This window comes from Ensifer sesbaniae, assembly GCF_013283665.1.
GTDB classification, from domain to species: domain Bacteria; phylum Pseudomonadota; class Alphaproteobacteria; order Rhizobiales; family Rhizobiaceae; genus Ensifer; species Ensifer sesbaniae.
On the sequence record NZ_JABEKU010000002.1, the window covers coordinates 346,966 to 360,899 of the forward strand.

The 13,934-nt window shown below is 59.3% G+C and carries 15 protein-coding genes; 7 read left to right on the forward strand and 8 right to left on the reverse strand.

Annotated features, from left to right (window positions below; genetic code table 11):
- Positions 1-110 precede the first annotated feature (110 nt).
- Positions 111-899 (forward strand): IclR family transcriptional regulator, encoded by a 789-nt coding sequence (locus tag BHMPCIPO_RS19425; protein ID WP_173518476.1) that lies wholly within the window; start codon positions 111-113, stop codon positions 897-899.
- A 77-nt stretch (positions 900-976) separates the two neighbouring features.
- A complete protein-coding gene (locus tag BHMPCIPO_RS19430; protein WP_173518477.1) occupies positions 977-1,834 on the forward strand; it encodes an amidohydrolase family protein in 858 nt (285 codons plus the stop codon).
- Between the two features lie 394 nt (positions 1,835-2,228).
- Here the strand turns inward: BHMPCIPO_RS19430 and BHMPCIPO_RS19435 are convergent, their stop codons facing one another.
- The 4 genes from BHMPCIPO_RS19435 to BHMPCIPO_RS19450 all read right to left on the reverse strand — a co-directional run bounded on the left by BHMPCIPO_RS19435 (position 2,229) and on the right by BHMPCIPO_RS19450 (position 4,759).
- Positions 2,229-2,540 carry a type II toxin-antitoxin system RelE/ParE family toxin gene (locus BHMPCIPO_RS19435; protein ID WP_173518478.1) on the reverse strand — a complete coding sequence of 104 codons (312 nt, stop codon included), beginning with the start codon at positions 2,538-2,540 and terminating at the stop codon, positions 2,229-2,231.
- Positions 2,541-2,543: 3 nt separating this feature from the next.
- Positions 2,544-2,810: a type II toxin-antitoxin system ParD family antitoxin gene (locus BHMPCIPO_RS19440; RefSeq protein ID WP_173518479.1), complete on the reverse strand. Its 267-nt coding sequence runs from the start codon at positions 2,808-2,810 to the stop codon at positions 2,544-2,546.
- A 168-nt stretch (positions 2,811-2,978) separates the two neighbouring features.
- Positions 2,979-3,770 carry a GNAT family N-acetyltransferase gene (locus tag BHMPCIPO_RS19445; protein ID WP_210266609.1) on the reverse strand — a complete coding sequence of 264 codons (792 nt, stop codon included), beginning with the start codon at positions 3,768-3,770 and terminating at the stop codon, positions 2,979-2,981.
- A gap of 350 nt (positions 3,771-4,120) precedes the next feature.
- Positions 4,121-4,759 carry a hypothetical protein gene (locus BHMPCIPO_RS19450; RefSeq protein WP_173518481.1) on the reverse strand — a complete coding sequence of 213 codons (639 nt, stop codon included), beginning with the start codon at positions 4,757-4,759 and terminating at the stop codon, positions 4,121-4,123.
- 331 nt (positions 4,760-5,090) lie between these two features.
- On the opposite strand from BHMPCIPO_RS19450, the gene BHMPCIPO_RS19455 reads away from it, so the two are divergent.
- Entirely contained in the window at positions 5,091-5,960 is an 870-nt protein-coding gene (locus BHMPCIPO_RS19455) for a DMT family transporter (RefSeq protein ID WP_173518482.1), read from the forward strand.
- 251 nt (positions 5,961-6,211) lie between these two features.
- Positions 6,212-6,508 (forward strand): hypothetical protein, encoded by a 297-nt coding sequence (locus BHMPCIPO_RS19460; RefSeq protein WP_312033053.1) that lies wholly within the window; start codon positions 6,212-6,214, stop codon positions 6,506-6,508.
- A gap of 24 nt (positions 6,509-6,532) precedes the next feature.
- On the opposite strand, the gene BHMPCIPO_RS19465 is transcribed toward BHMPCIPO_RS19460, so the two are convergent.
- Positions 6,533-7,027, reverse strand: a complete 495-nt coding sequence (locus BHMPCIPO_RS19465) for an NUDIX hydrolase (RefSeq protein WP_246304484.1) — start codon at positions 7,025-7,027, stop codon at positions 6,533-6,535.
- Positions 7,028-7,267: 240 nt separating this feature from the next.
- On the opposite strand from BHMPCIPO_RS19465, the gene BHMPCIPO_RS19470 reads away from it, so the two are divergent.
- Together BHMPCIPO_RS19470 and BHMPCIPO_RS19475 are read left to right on the forward strand one after the other, a co-directional pair.
- Entirely contained in the window at positions 7,268-7,864 is a 597-nt protein-coding gene (locus tag BHMPCIPO_RS19470; RefSeq protein WP_173518484.1) for a DJ-1/PfpI family protein, read from the forward strand.
- A gap of 23 nt (positions 7,865-7,887) precedes the next feature.
- A complete protein-coding gene (locus BHMPCIPO_RS19475) occupies positions 7,888-8,238 on the forward strand; it encodes a ribbon-helix-helix domain-containing protein (protein ID WP_173518485.1) in 351 nt (116 codons plus the stop codon).
- Between the two features lie 232 nt (positions 8,239-8,470).
- Here BHMPCIPO_RS19475 and BHMPCIPO_RS19480 read toward each other — a convergent pair whose 3' ends face one another.
- The 3 genes from BHMPCIPO_RS19480 to BHMPCIPO_RS19490 form a co-directional block, all read right to left on the reverse strand.
- A complete protein-coding gene (locus BHMPCIPO_RS19480) occupies positions 8,471-8,896 on the reverse strand; it encodes a plastocyanin/azurin family copper-binding protein (RefSeq protein ID WP_173518486.1) in 426 nt (141 codons plus the stop codon).
- A 326-nt stretch (positions 8,897-9,222) separates the two neighbouring features.
- Complete coding sequence (locus BHMPCIPO_RS19485) at positions 9,223-11,778, reverse strand: SH3 domain-containing protein (protein ID WP_210266610.1); 2,556 nt, start codon at positions 11,776-11,778, stop codon at positions 9,223-9,225.
- A gap of 441 nt (positions 11,779-12,219) precedes the next feature.
- The gene (locus BHMPCIPO_RS19490; RefSeq protein WP_173518487.1) at positions 12,220-12,435 is read right to left on the reverse strand and encodes a hypothetical protein; all 216 of its coding nucleotides are present in this window, start codon (positions 12,433-12,435) and stop codon (positions 12,220-12,222) included.
- A 191-nt stretch (positions 12,436-12,626) separates the two neighbouring features.
- On the opposite strand from BHMPCIPO_RS19490, the gene chrA reads away from it, so the two are divergent.
- Positions 12,627-13,829 (forward strand): chromate efflux transporter, encoded by a 1,203-nt coding sequence (chrA, locus tag BHMPCIPO_RS19495; RefSeq protein WP_173520106.1) that lies wholly within the window; start codon positions 12,627-12,629, stop codon positions 13,827-13,829.
- Positions 13,830-13,934: the final 105 nt, after the last annotated feature.

The following is a 13,934-nucleotide window of genomic DNA, read 5'->3' on the forward strand; positions in this document are numbered from 1 at the left end:
AACCCAATTCATATACAAACAACAAGCTTGTCCATCGTCAAGGGGAACTTTCCTTTGTCGGCACCTTTGTCTGCGTATATGGATATGAATATTCACCAAGGAGGGATCTTATGGACACCGAAGAGTCTGACCGCTATCGCGCGCCCGCCCTCGACAAGGGGCTCGACATTCTCGAGCTGCTGGCCAGCGTCGACGGCGGCCTCACACAGGCAGAGATTTCCAAGCGCCTGAACCGCAGCCCCAACGAGTTTTACCGGATGCTCGACCGGCTGGTGCGGCGCGGCTACGTCACCCGCATCGACGGCGACCGCTATTCCCTGACCTTGAAACTGTTCGGGCTTTCGCAACTGCATGCGCCGGTGCGCAGGCTCGCGTCCTATGCAACGCCGCTGATGCGGGATCTGGCGCAGCGCTCCAGGCAGGCGAACCACCTCGCCGTCTTCGACCGCGGCTCGGCCGTGGTGATTGCCCAGCAGGAGGCGCCTGATTACTGGGGCATCTCGATCCGGGTCGGCTCGCACATGAGCCTGTTCGACACCGGCTCCGGCCATATCCTGCTTGCCTTCCGCTCGACCGAAGAGCGCGAGATGATGATCGCCGAACACGCCAAGAGCAAAGACGAGGTCCCACGCGGACCGGAGTTCTACGCACGCCTCGATCAGATTCGCGAACGCGGCTACGAGATGATGGCAAGCGCGCAGACGGCGGGCGTCTATAACCTGTCGGCGCCGATCCTGGGCCCCGATGGCCGCGGCATCGCCGCACTGACAGTACCCTATATCGCTCTGGTCAATGCGCCTTCGGCTCCCGACATCACCGAAACGATCGCCTTGCTCCTGAAGGCCGCCGAACAATTGTCGACGCTTGCCGGTTCGGACGTGGTTCCGGCAGCCGATTGACGGCGACAGCCGACGGCTCTAATTCTTATTTGAATAGCTAATTCTTATGTAAGAGTTCTATCCGGAGGAGAAGCGCCTTGATCATCGACACCCATCTTCACCTCATCGACAGGTCGAAGCTCACCTATCCCTGGCTCTCCGGCGTGCCGGCGCTCGACCACGACTTCCTTTACGCGACCTATGAGCGCGAGGCGCGGCGGCTGGGCATCGAGGCAAGCCTGCACATGGAGGTCGATGTCGACCCTTCGGAAATCGAGAAGGAAACGACAGAAATCGAACGGCTCGCGCGAGAGCCGGAAAGTCTGCTCAAGGGCGCCATTGCCGCCTGCCGGCCCGAAGACGATGGGTTCGCGGCCTATCTCGAGCGGCAGGAGGCAAACGAATTCGTCAAGGGCTTCCGCCGGGTGCTGCACGTCATGCCGGATAACCTTTCCGAAGTGTCGCGCTTTCGCGATAACATCCGCAGGCTCGGCGGGCGCCGCTTCACCTTCGACCTCTGCGTCTTGCCGCACCAGATCCCAAAGGCCATCGCACTCGTCGATCTGGCGCCCGACGTTCAATTCATCCTCGACCATTGCGGCGTTCCCGACATTCGCGCCGGCGCCGAGCATCCCTGGCGCGATCAGATGAGCGAGATTGCGCGACGACCAAATGTCACGGCGAAGATCTCGGGCGTCGTCGCTTATGCGGACGAGGCTTGGCAGGTCGAGACGCTGCGCCCCTATGTCGAACATACGATCCGCGTCTTCGGTTGGGATCGGGTGGTGTGGGGAAGCGACTGGCCGGTCTGCACGCTCGGTGGCAACCTTTCAACCTGGGTCGGTGCGACCCACGCTCTCCTCGAAGGCTGCAGCGCGGATGAGAAACGCAAGCTGCTCGCCGGCAATGCACGCCGGATCTGGAGGCTCGCTGAGACCAATTCCAAGAAAGTGTGAACGGTTTCCGTCCGGAATTGCGCGGACGAAATTGACCACGGCAGATCATGGCAAGCTGCATCCAGGACTACATCATGGCGACCGACCTCGGTCGCATCACGCACAATCTGCAGGCCTATTTCATGGAGACGATCGCGTCCAGTTCGAACGCGCGATCGTTGGGTTTTCCCAGGCCGTCGACTGCATGCCCGCCGGCGAAGATCCGAATCTCATCGCGCTTGCTTGGAGCAGGATGCAAACATACCTGTGGTCGGTCTCGTCCTTCACAACCTCCTCGACCAGACCCGCCCGCGCGACATTCTCCTGCTTGGAGCTGCCGCCATCACAATCCTCCTCGTTTGGGGCTGACAGGAGGAAGTAGCTCGGGCGGGTGCGGCTCGGCGCAAGCAGAGGTCTATAACCGTTCCTCCAGCAGATCCTGCGTTATGTCCTGCCCGCGGTGAAAAACGCCAAGGATCACGACATCGCGGCCATGCACAACAAAGGCCACGCTGACGCTGCGTCGGTAACCGATGATCCGCAAACCCGGAATTCGCCCTTCGCGTACGGATCCCCGCTCCGGGAACGTCTCCAGATTCTCGATGAACGTGATAACCCCGTCGACGAAGTTGCCTGCGGTCAGGCTGCCTGCCACCAAGGCAATGTCGGCATAGAGTTTGTCGAGTTCGGCTTCGGCCTTGGGATGGTAGACAATGCGATAGTCCATGCCCTACTTGGCTGCCGCCGTATGAGCTTTGCGTTTTGCCTCAAAGCGGGCACGCACCGTCGACGCCGACACAGCCTGCGACGGGTCGGACAGGACTTCCTGGTAGCGGGTCGGAAGCTCTTCATTCAGCCACCGCTCACGGGCTTCTTCGTAGTCCTCAAGCATACGCAGGCCCGCTCGGACAACCTCGCTGGCGTTGTTGTAACGGCCAGATTCGAGCTGCTTGCGGACAAATTCCTCGTAGTGGGTGCCAAGTGCGACATTCGGCATGGGCTTCACCTTTCGTTGCCATCATTGTGGGGCATTCCCCGCTTTATGTAAATAGATGTCAGACTTTGCTGACCTGATGGACGGGAGTCGAAAATCGCATAAGATAGGCTATGGGGCTAAGTTATTGATATTGTTCTAATAATCGTGATTATGTTAAATTGCGCATTTTTACCCGGATAAAGTACGCCATTTCGATATCGGCACGTTGGTGGACGCCAAATCAAACCGTTTGGCAATCCGGGTACCGTATTTGTCCGTACCAAACCCGAAGGCGTTGGCTTCGTCGGAGTCAAACAAGTTTCCGAATATGACCTGCCTGTCGAGTAGGACCTGAACATAATGGTCGCCACTGCCCTTGGAGCTAATGACCTCGTCATGGCAGATCTCGGAAAGCAGGATCTGTGCCCCTTCTACGAGGCAAGGAATTTCAACCCGCTTGTAAGGGCTACCGCCGTACCATCCGCTTTCACCGAAGAAATTCACGGTGACGGTCGTGTCCGGGTGCCGGGGAAGCGGCAGAGGATGACGAAGGACCAGGTAGAACTCCTCTTCATATTTCTCCGCCGGGGCAAACCCAAACTTGGACCAGAACGCCAGCGATACATCGGAAATGCACTGGACATGGAGCATACAGACTTGGTTCGCGCGGGCCTGCTGCAGAACGTATCTCATGATCGCCGTACCAATGCCCTGCCCGCGAAAATCGGGGTGAACCTCGGTGATGCCCGGCGAAATAAAGCGCCCGAAGTGAAACGCTACGGCTGCGCCGCCAACGCGGACGACCTCGAGCTCTCGCCTCTCGAACGCCCCGCGTATCTGTTTCCAGTTACACCAGAACCCCTTGCCGAGGTTCCCGGAATACGGATCGGCTGCACGGCGGGCCTGATAGGCTTCGTCCTCGGACTGCAGCCACTTGGCGATAAAATCCAAGTCATTCTGCTCTGCTATTGCAAAGTCCATCTCGCGCCCTGACTTCAGACATTCTTTTGACTGCTAAGGGACTGAAGATGCTTGGCGGTTTTCGCGCGAAGGCGTAGCCCAGCTTCCAAGGCGTGCTCCGTCCGCGCCGACAGGTCGTGCTGCATTTTGCGGATTTGATTGGGACTATACCCACGATGGAGCAAAAGTGCGGTCAGGTAGAGTTCGATCGCGTGGATTGCCGACAATCTGAACGGGGCCCGAGTAAGCGGCTTGCCGGGTCGGCCGAGTTGAAGGAGCAGTGTTGCCGCCTTGCGATATTCTTCCGCCAGCTCGTGAAGCTGCCGTGGGGAAGCGAACTCTCCCGGGTATTTCCGTTCTTCGATTACCATCTAGGCAATATAAAATACTACCGGAAGATTTCGTAAAGGGGACACGATGGTATTCACTGACGCAACCGGCTGAGGGCCACATGCTCGACGGGTACGGCCACGGCGGTAGACATTCGGCGCTTGCGCGTAGCGTTGGGGGAAATTCACGGTGATCGTGCGGGTGCTGTAGTTTGCGGCATCGGTCACCGTGCCGACTTGGGTAAGCTTGTCACCTAAGTCAACGCAACCAGAGCCATTCCAGCTCTTCTTCTGGGCGCCACACGCAGCAATAGCGGCCAGCTTGGCATTGATGGCGCTCAGATCGGTGGTGGTCGCCACGCAGATCGAGCCCTTCCAAAGCTTACCCTGCCGGTTGCAGGCAAGCATATGGTTGACGGCCGCCACGCTTGCTTCAATGCACCCGTGAGCGTCTTTGCCGGAGGCGGCGGGCGCACAGACTTTGCCCTTGTTACCGCATATCGCAATCTGATCGACGCGGGTACTGATGCCCTGAGCCTTGCTGTCCACAGTGGAAATCTTGCTGGAGAGGGCGCTCCACGTCATCTGCGTGTCCAACGTGCTGCCTGCGGTACGTTCCTGCGCCGGGGCGGCGCTTGCGATGATGAAGGCAGCGATCAGGGCGAGGGCGGCGTCTTTCACATGGGGAGCTTTCCTTGGGTTTTGTCTTATAGGGGACGGCACTAGCTGCCCCTGCTGCCATCCGATAGCGGCGCCTCGGTGTTACGGTTCGCCGATGAAGACCGGCTTGATGAAGCCCAGCTAGAATTGCAAGAAACCGGCCTCGGCAAATGGGAGACGCCGTTAGAAGGGCACAGAGCTCGACGGGTACCATTTCGCCATGACGCTTAGCCTGAACCGATGGGTGGGAAGGGTTGGCAGGTGGCGGCTGAGAAGCGACCATCGTTTGCTTCGAGCGCCTGCGAAACGACTATGCTAATCAAGTGGCGAACGATTCTGAGTTTAGAGTGTGATGAGTCTGAAGACCCGCGGCTATCTGTTTGCCTTCCTCGCCATCTGCATCTTCGCGGGCCAGGACGCGATAACCAAATATCTGGGGGATCGTTATCCGGCGCTCTTCATAACGATGATCCGCTTCTGGGCGTTCGCGCTCTTCGTATTTGCTTTTGCCGCGTCGTCGCCGAAAGGCATTCGGGGATCCATTCAAACGCGACATCCCTGGCTGCAGCTTGTCCGCGGCCTTCTGCTGGTCGCGGAGATCGTCGTCATCGTTTTTTCCTATGTTCACGCCGGGCTCGCCATGAGCCAGTCGATCTTTCAGGCCACACCACTGATCATCACCATCCTATCGATACCTCTTCTCGGAGAGGTGGTCGGATGGCGGCGCGGAACTGCGGTGTTGGTTGGTCTGGTGGGCGTTCTGGTGATCATCAATCCGGTGGACGTTCACTTCGACATCTCTCTTCTGCTGCCGCTTGTCGCCTCCGTGCTGTTCGCGCTTTACAGCATCGCCACGCGCGCAGTCAGCCGGGAGGATTCCGCTGTAACGAGCCTTTTTTATGCGGGCGTCGTCGGAGCACTGGCGATCTCGCTGATCGGTCCGTTCTACTGGACCGAAGTCGTCCCCTCCGACTGGTTCGCGTTGGCAGCACTTTGCGTCTGCGGCACTCTCAGCCACTACTTCCTCATCCGGGCCTACGGGCTGCTGCCTGCGGCGGAAGTTCAGCCGGTCACCTATTTTCAGTTGGTTCTCAACGTGATGTTTGCCGTCCTGTTGTTTGGCGAAACGATCACGTACAACATGCTCGTCGGCGCCCTCATCGTGGTAGGTGCGGGCCTTTTCACGATCTGGCGCGAACACCAATTGGCAAAGCGGTCATAGGCTGACCCTACTCCCGAAACGCGCCCTGTTTGCGATCCCAGTCGGACGCGAGGTCCGGGAGTCACAGCCACGCCAACACTTTAAGCGCCAGGCGGCGGAACTATTTCCACCTTCCCGTGTTGTCGGAACAGCGCGAGCCGATGCCAAAGGCGTCGCTGCGGATGGAGTATGCGATGAAGTGGCTTCTCCCAGTTCTGTGTATCGCGGCAGGGCCTGCCTACGCGCAGAGCCCCTCCCTCGAGTCGACTTGCATGGCTGTCGCCAAGAACTTCTTCATGGTCGAGGCCCTCAATGTCGGGGTGGTGCAATCCTTTCCCGAGATTGAGCCGCCGGGCGCTCGCTTCAAATATTCCGAAAGAGCCGACACCAAGAAGGCAGATATGACGGACACCTTTGATTGCCAGTTCGACAACGCGAACGCGCCGAAGAGGATCCTGCGCTTCTGCGTTTCACGCATTTGCTACGCTGCCGATGAGGACGATCCCGAGCGCAAGAGACGATTTCAGGAGATGCAGATTCTCCTGCAAAGAGCGAACGCAGCAAAGTGAATTCCGTGCCTCAGGCTGGTAGACCTACCAGGCCTCGCGTTCCAACCCGACAGGCAGCCCGTTTTCTGCAGCGACCAGCATCAGCTCGCGAAGCTTTGGATGAAAGATTTCCCGGACCGCAGTTTCAAAGGGCGCCCACAGCAGTCTCCGGCTTTGCTTCTCTGGGAAGTCCGAAATAGTTTCGTGGACTTCGAGCAGGTGCACGCTGAGGTGGTAGCTCAGGTCGATACTATCCTTTGTGTAAAGGAACGAGCCAACGGCACCAATCGATACCCTGCCTCGAACACCGGCCTCTTCCATCGCTTCGCGCGCCGCGGCGGCGCGCGACGTCTCTCCTGCCTCTATGCGGCCTTTTGGGATTCCCCAGCGGCCATTACGCCGACTCGCAACAAGCAGTACCTCCGGAAAGCTATCTGCAGAAGCTCGAAAACAAATCGCGCCCGCTTGCTGGACGCAGGTCATTGAGCGCGCAGCATTTGGTGACAACGCTTCGCATACCGGCGAGAATTGCTCGGACATATTTCTCGGTTCCGACGGATTGTAACCAGAAGTTTGCCTTCGTTTATGACAGATTTGCGACGGCCGGTCTCGCAAGGTGCGATTGAAAATGACCCCACGGCGCGTTCCTGTGCGCGAGTTTCCACCACGAAGCTGATCGCCAGCGACGAACCTCCTCGGAATTATCGTTGTAGTATTCCGTTAGTACCTGCTGGCACGCCTGCTCTGCTAAGCTCCTTTCGTCGGTTTTGGGAGGAACATATGACAGCTTCGAAAGTACTGATGATCACCGGTGACTTCACCGAGGATTATGAAACGATGGTTCCGTTTCAAACACTGCTGGCCTGCGGCTACACCGTTCATGCCGCCTGCCCCGGCAAGAAGGCCGGAGATACGGTCGCGACCGCGATCCATGATTTCGAAGGCGACCAGACCTATTCGGAAAAGCGAGGCCACAACTTCACGCTCAACGCCACCTTCTCCAACATTCGCGCCGAGGACTACGATGCGCTTGTCATCCCCGGCGGCCGCGCGCCGGAGTATCTGCGCCTCACCCCCGATGTCATCAAGGCCGTCCAGCATTTCTTCGAGGCCGGAAAGCCGGTGGCAGCCATCTGCCACGGGGCCCAGCTTCTCGCCGCAGCCGGCGTACTGGAGGGGCGCACATGCTCGGCCTATCCCGCTTGCCGTCCGGAAGTCGAACTCGCCGGCGGCATCTATGCCGATATCGCAATCGATGATGCGGTCTCAGACGGCAACCTCGTCACCGCACCGGCATGGCCGGCGCACCCGTCGTGGCTGCGGCAGTTCATGACTGTGCTGGACGCTTCGGCCCTGCTACAAACAGACGCCGCCTGAGGACGCGGCAAGGGAGGGTCGCGATGTGCGAGTTGTTCATCAAGGCGGACGCAAGGCTCTGGGAAAGTACGACCCGTTCGCTACGCATCGATGGCATGGTGACAAGCGTTCGGCTGGAGAATTTCTTCTGGTCGAAGCTCGAGGAGATCGCACACCGCGATCGCATGAACGTCACGCAGTTGATAACCAAGCTGCATCACGAGTCCATTGATGCCGGTCACGATCTGGGGAACTTTACCTCGTTCCTGAGGGTCTGCTGCGCGCGCTACCTCGATCTTCAACTGACCGGAGACATTCCGACGGATGTCAGCCAACCGATCGCCGGGCTGAACGCTCCGGCGATCCTCGTCCGCGAGCAGGAAAAATACCACTGAGCCAGCGGCCCGCGACGCGCGAAAGCTGGCGAACACCACCGCGCATTCGGCTGGTGCGCGATTAGAAGCGACTGACCAGCGTTCCCGCTGGGAATGCGAGGTTGCGGCAGCCACGAGTGTATCGCTGTATGCGGTGGCTTTTGCGACCTTTGCCTAGATCGGAGGAGACGACGACTTGCCCGCGCCGCGGTGACCGCCGGCGCAATCGGCCACCGCCGCGGCAGACCCGAAGCTACTTCGTAACTGTAAGCATCGTGTGCATGCCCGCCTCGAAGTGGCCCTTGATGTTGCAGAGTAGTACATAGGAGCCTGGCGTGAGCTTGGCCTTCATCTGCCCATCGGCACCTGGTTTCAAATCAGACACTTCGCCAAGGCTCTTCAACTGCTTTTCGTTGACACGATGCTTGGCCGCGACGACATCGATCTTCTGGTCGGGCGACTTCAGCTTGATCAGCACCATCTCGTGTTCTTCTGTCATTGCGTCGTTGTGAACCATAAAGGTCGTCTCGCCGGCCTTGATGGTCGATTGATCCAGTGTGAGGGTCATCGGTCCGCCGGCCTCGCCGCTCTCGACAACGTTGACGGTCGTCGCGGCAAATGCAGGCGGCGTCATGCAGATGAAAGTAAGTACTGCTAGGTTGTTTCGGGTGAACCGCATTTTTTAGTTTCCCTTTTGCTGACGTTATTGGCGAAGTTCGCCATATCGAGAGACCGATTGGCCTTGCTGCCGGCGGGCTTTTCCCTGTGTCGGCAAAGTATCGCGCGCTCAGCCCCGCCTATCCGCGGGAACCAACTCCGCAAAGCCGTGCGGTCGCGAAGCCTTTCTAGGCGACGCACCCTGTCCATTAACTGTCCTGCGGCCTGCTTTATTGCGCCGCCAAGTTTTCGAGGAACAGGATCGACCCGCCGTCGCTTGGTCGCAAGCCACCCCATCGGCGCTTCTTCCAAGGGGTCGAAAGCGCTTGTGGCCAATCAATCGCGTGTCTACCGCCGGCCGCCACCACCACGCCCGCCGCCGCCACGGAAGGCTGCTCCACCGCCCCGACTGCCGCCACCATGATAGCCACCGCGGCTTCCGCCCTGGAAGCCGCCGCCGCGATAGCCGCCGCCACCGTCGAAGCTTTGGAAGTTGCGGCCAGACTCCTGATAGAGCCGCCCATAGTTGCGGCTCAGTTCATTCTGGTTGCCGAACTGTCGTCCGGCCCGGTCGAAGGAAAGATGATCCGGCGCCCGCTGACGAACCTGCTGACTGCGGCGTGGTGCCGGCCGCGTCTCCACCCTGTTCTGAATACGTTGCGTGGCTTCTGGCCTGCTGGACGGCGCACCCTGACCGACATTCCTGAGGCTCTCTCCTTCCGGGCGCTGAACGGGCTGCCAGCCATCCGGCGTGTGCTTCTGCCACTGCCCGTCCTGGCGGCGATAGACGCTGCCGTCACGGCCGGCATAGACGTCACCGCCTTTGCTGCCGACGATAAAGCCTTTGTTGCCTTCCGTATTGCGCCAGCGCAGACCGCCGGCACTGCCCGTCGTTCCGCCGCTGATGCGTGCGAATTCTCCACCGTGTTTGACGGCAATGCTGCCCCAGGAACCGTAGACATTCTGCCCGCCCCGCGCCACCATCGCGTTGCCGGTGCGTGGATTGTAGGCGGAGATGAAGCCTCTTTCGCCGGCCGGTCCTGCCACCGCGCCGCCGCGGAACCGGGTCCCTGTGACGGGATTATAGGCCGCACCGAATACCAGGCCTCTCTCGGGACCATAGGCGTAGCCATAGCGGCCAAAGGTGCCGTAGGCAGGATTATATGAGGCGCCAAAGCCGTAGCTGATCGGAGGCGGATAGTAGGGCCAATCGTCGTCGTAATAGTCCCAGTAGGGCGGATAGTACCATCCCGAACCCCAGACGACGGTATCCCAGGCGAGATAGGTATAGAGATAGCCGAGGGTGTAGCCGTACCAGACAGCATCGGGTTCGGTGTCGTAAACCCGAACATAGGTGGCGTTATAGACCGGAGACGATGATGGGATCGTGTAGATCTCATCGGCTACGGCACGCGCAACGGCGAAGGGGCCGGTCGGCGTATCGCCCACGAACCAGATGCCATCCTTGAGGACGAAATACTTGTCCGCCACCTTGATGACCTGCTCGTTCGCGTTGACGGCATAAAACAGGGACGTGCCTTCAATCGGCTCGAACTTCGGCTCGCCATTATAGTGCACGTCCACCTTCAACGATCCATCGGTGGAAACCCGTGCAAGCTTCGGGATGCTCGCCCTCAGACGCGCCATCGCGCTTTCGGACGTGCCGGGTATCGATGCGCGTACGGCGGAATATGGGGCGCCGTCGGGTAGATTCAGGAAATCTTCCGGCAGATCGGGCGTGGCAAAACGCCAGGGTCCTTCGAGCGAAGCGGATGAAAACCACCGTCCGGAAAGAAGGGTGTACCAGTTCTTGCTGGCCCGATGGAAAAAGACCGAACTGGTCGTATTGGAAACCCAATCGAGCCCTGTACCGGCTATCGGTTCCAGGGCCGGCTTTCCTTCAAATATCAAAAGTTCAGCCGGCTTCTCCGAATAGAAGACCTTCGGTACCTCGTTCTCGTTGAAGCGCGTTGGCGGCAGGGAGGCCTTTACGCCTTTCCAGTTCTCGATGTCCGGCAGCTTTGAAAACAGGTCCGGAACCGTTTCGGTCTCGGTCCAACCGGTCTCCAATGTCTTCGAGGTGAGCCAGCTCTTGTCGCTTCGGACATAGTAGTCGCCCGACTGTTCCACTTTGAACAGGTCCCAGTTCGTATTGACCACGAACGACAGGCCCTCGACGCCCTTGACCGGAGCCGTCACGGCCTTGCCGTCCGTCTGCAACAGGATCGCTGGCGTTTCACTGACGAAGATCGGTGGCGGATCAGCCTTGATATCTGGAACATCTGCAAGCCGCTCGAAATCCGCAAGGCTTGCTGCCAGACGTTGCTGCGACACCACGATCGGGTCGGTAGGAATGAGCTTGCCGATATCGAGTGCCAGATCGGCAAGCTGCTGACGATCCAGTGCGGAGAAATCGAGCCGCGTGGTTCGAACATCGGTCAGCGTGACGTTTTCGGATGCATCGTCGGCGACAGTTTTGGCCGAAAGCCCGATGATCCCATAGACCGGTTTCGCATCGGCGGACGATTTGAGTTCGGTGGCTACGAGCGCCTCGAGTTCCTTGAAATCCTTCCACGACGTTATCTGCGGCTGGAAGAGAGTGATCGTCGCGCCCTTGTCGGTGTTGAACACCCTTGGCCAGGCCGGCGCGGTGGCATCGGACTGGTTGAGATATTTGCCCGCGACGAACCCATTTGCGCCGGAATAGCTCACGGCACACCAGGAAGCCTCCGCATCACACCCCTTGATATCGACTTCCTCGCCCTGAGGGATAACGCGCATCGCGTCAAATCCGGTGCCCGGCCCCACCCGGAAATTCACATTTGCCGTCAGGACGGCGGGATCCGCAAAGGCAGAGGTCGAGACGAACGACGCGATCGTCAGATACGCAAGAATTCTACGCATGATCACAATCCCTCAGTCTAAGATGTTCGAAATCCCTGTGCGCTGGAAGTGTCCCCGGAACGGCTCGCTGCGACGAGCGCTCTCGCAGCCGATTAAAGTCGTTTAATTTCAACATCATTGCACATTCGATGACGAGTGCAACCGGCAACGCCGCCAACTTCTAATTAAACCGGGCGATGCCGCGCTTGATCCTTACGTGTTCGGCCACCTCGCCGACGGAATTCTCCATATCGTTCTCAATGCAGCCGACGGCGATGTTTCGGCCGAAAAGGCGAAAGCCGTCGAGACGATCCTGGACAGGCAATGAAGACGTCATAGCTGTCACAGTCACATGCCTGTCACCGAAGCCAGCAATATCTCGGTTCCAATTTGACAAGGATCGAGGACTTGATGCTGGGCGGACACTACCGTGCGCGTATCATTGGTGGCACCGGTCGAGTTCTAGCGGGACCGCCATGCTGCCTCGTTCTTCTGTTCGTAGTCGCTGAACGCCTTCTTGAGACCACCCAGGACCTCGGCCGCCGTTTCGAACATAGCCTTCAACTGCGGCTCGTCGACCTTCCCGATATCTTCGCGCAGATGATCCATGGTGTCCTGCAGGCGCATTTGCATCCTTTGCGTATGATGACGAAGCTCGCGATCGCTTTCACTGGCCATCAGAGGCTCTCCTTCGGTTTCGGCTTCAATCGACCGCCATCATTTGGCGGAATATATCCTAACCCATTGCCTCTGCTGTCGGTTCCGGTATCGAGGCAGAGATGTGATGCCATGAAGACGCCTGGCTCGCGGCATCGGAATTGGTCAACGAGATGACCCAGGAGTTGTTGGTGAAGTCATCGGCGAAAGCAATGCAGGAACAGGTAACTGGGGCCCATCAAGGCACTCCGGCTGAAGTCTTCGCGGCATTTTTGAAACTCGGTCTGACATCGTTCGGTGGACCGATCGCTCATCTTGGTTACTTCCGAGACGAACTGGTCGTGCGCCGGAAGTGGATCGATGAAGCCGGCTATGCCGATCTCGTCGCGCTTTGTCAGTTTCTGCCCGGTCCCGCCTCAAGCCAGGTCGGTTTTGCTCTGGGACTCCTGCGCGGTGGCCCGCTGGGCGCACTCGCCGCCTGGGCCGCATTCACGCTGCCGTCTGCCCTCCTGCTGATCATATTCGCAATGGCGGCGACGGCCTTCGACGGTCCGATCGGAACGGGCCTGCTGCACGGGCTGAAGATCGTTGCCGTAGCGGTCGTTGCGCAGGCTGTGTGGGGCATGGCGAAGAGCCTCACTCCGGATCGCGAGCGTGCCAGTATCGCCCTTGCTGCCGTATTGATCGTCGTGTTTGCGGCGGGCGCGATCGGGCAAATCGCAGCGATCACGTTTGGCGGCCTCGCCGGGCTCCTGCTGTGCCGCAACGGCCCGGTCGCGGGATCCACACATCTGACGTTCCGCGTCACGCGCCCCGTCGGCATCATCTGTCTCGCGGCCTTCTTCGTTCTGCTTGGCGTCCTGCCGATCGTTGCAGCCGTTTCCCATAGTTGGGCGCTATTCGACGCCTTCTATCGATCAGGTTCTCTCGTCTTTGGCGGCGGACACGTGGTCTTGCCGTTGCTCCAGGCCGAAGTGGTCGCTCCCGGTTGGGTTTCGAATGATGCCTTCCTCGCCGGTTATGGCGCGGCGCAGGCAGTACCGGGTCCCCTCTTCACCTTCGCCGCCTATCTCGGTGCGGTCATGGGACCGGCACCGATTAGCATCCTCGGTGCGGGCATCTGCCTCGTTGCGATTTTCCTGCCCGGGTTTCTGCTGCTCGTCGGCGCTCTGCCCTTCTGGGACAGTTTTCGTAAACGGCCCCTTGCTCAGGCTGCAATGCGCGGCGCGAACGCGGCCGTGGTCGGCATTTTGGGAGCGGCACTTTACAGTCCGGTCTGGACCAGCGCCGTATCGAATCCCAACGACTTCGCGCTCGCCCTGACGGCATTCATCCTGCTCGTCGTATGGAAAGCGCCGCCATGGATTGTGGTCGTGGCCAGCGCGATAGGCGGAGCGTCGCTCCAGCTTCTCTGAGTTCGTCGGAAGCGGCCGTGGGCATACTGTCCTGGCGTGGGGAGAATCGTGTCAGTTTCATCTCCTGGAGGAAAGAGAAAACTGTTTGCGGCTTTGCTCTTGACC

What these genes read in the sequence shown, in the direction of transcription:
- BHMPCIPO_RS19425 (WP_173518476.1), top strand. Translation starts at nt 111, where the DNA reads ATGGACACCGAAGAGTCTGACCGCTATCGCGCGCCCGCCCTCGACAAG.
- BHMPCIPO_RS19435 (WP_173518478.1), bottom strand. Translation starts at nt 2,540, where the DNA reads ATGGACTATCGCATTGTCTACCATCCCAAGGCCGAAGCCGAACTCGAC.
- BHMPCIPO_RS19440 (WP_173518479.1), bottom strand. Translation starts at nt 2,810, where the DNA reads ATGCCGAATGTCGCACTTGGCACCCACTACGAGGAATTTGTCCGCAAG.
- BHMPCIPO_RS19445 (WP_210266609.1), bottom strand. Translation starts at nt 3,770, where the DNA reads ATGGACTTTGCAATAGCAGAGCAGAATGACTTGGATTTTATCGCCAAG.
- BHMPCIPO_RS19455 (WP_173518482.1), top strand. Translation starts at nt 5,091, where the DNA reads ATGAGTCTGAAGACCCGCGGCTATCTGTTTGCCTTCCTCGCCATCTGC.
- BHMPCIPO_RS19460 (WP_312033053.1), top strand. Translation starts at nt 6,212, where the DNA reads ATGGCTGTCGCCAAGAACTTCTTCATGGTCGAGGCCCTCAATGTCGGG.
- BHMPCIPO_RS19465 (WP_246304484.1), bottom strand. Translation starts at nt 7,027, where the DNA reads ATGTCCGAGCAATTCTCGCCGGTATGCGAAGCGTTGTCACCAAATGCT.
- BHMPCIPO_RS19470 (WP_173518484.1), top strand. Translation starts at nt 7,268, where the DNA reads ATGACAGCTTCGAAAGTACTGATGATCACCGGTGACTTCACCGAGGAT.
- BHMPCIPO_RS19475 (WP_173518485.1), top strand. Translation starts at nt 7,888, where the DNA reads ATGTGCGAGTTGTTCATCAAGGCGGACGCAAGGCTCTGGGAAAGTACG.
- BHMPCIPO_RS19480 (WP_173518486.1), bottom strand. Translation starts at nt 8,896, where the DNA reads ATGCGGTTCACCCGAAACAACCTAGCAGTACTTACTTTCATCTGCATG.
- BHMPCIPO_RS19485 (WP_210266610.1), bottom strand. Translation starts at nt 11,778, where the DNA reads ATGCGTAGAATTCTTGCGTATCTGACGATCGCGTCGTTCGTCTCGACC.
- BHMPCIPO_RS19490 (WP_173518487.1), bottom strand. Translation starts at nt 12,435, where the DNA reads ATGGCCAGTGAAAGCGATCGCGAGCTTCGTCATCATACGCAAAGGATG.
- chrA (WP_173520106.1), top strand. Translation starts at nt 12,627, where the DNA reads ATGCAGGAACAGGTAACTGGGGCCCATCAAGGCACTCCGGCTGAAGTC.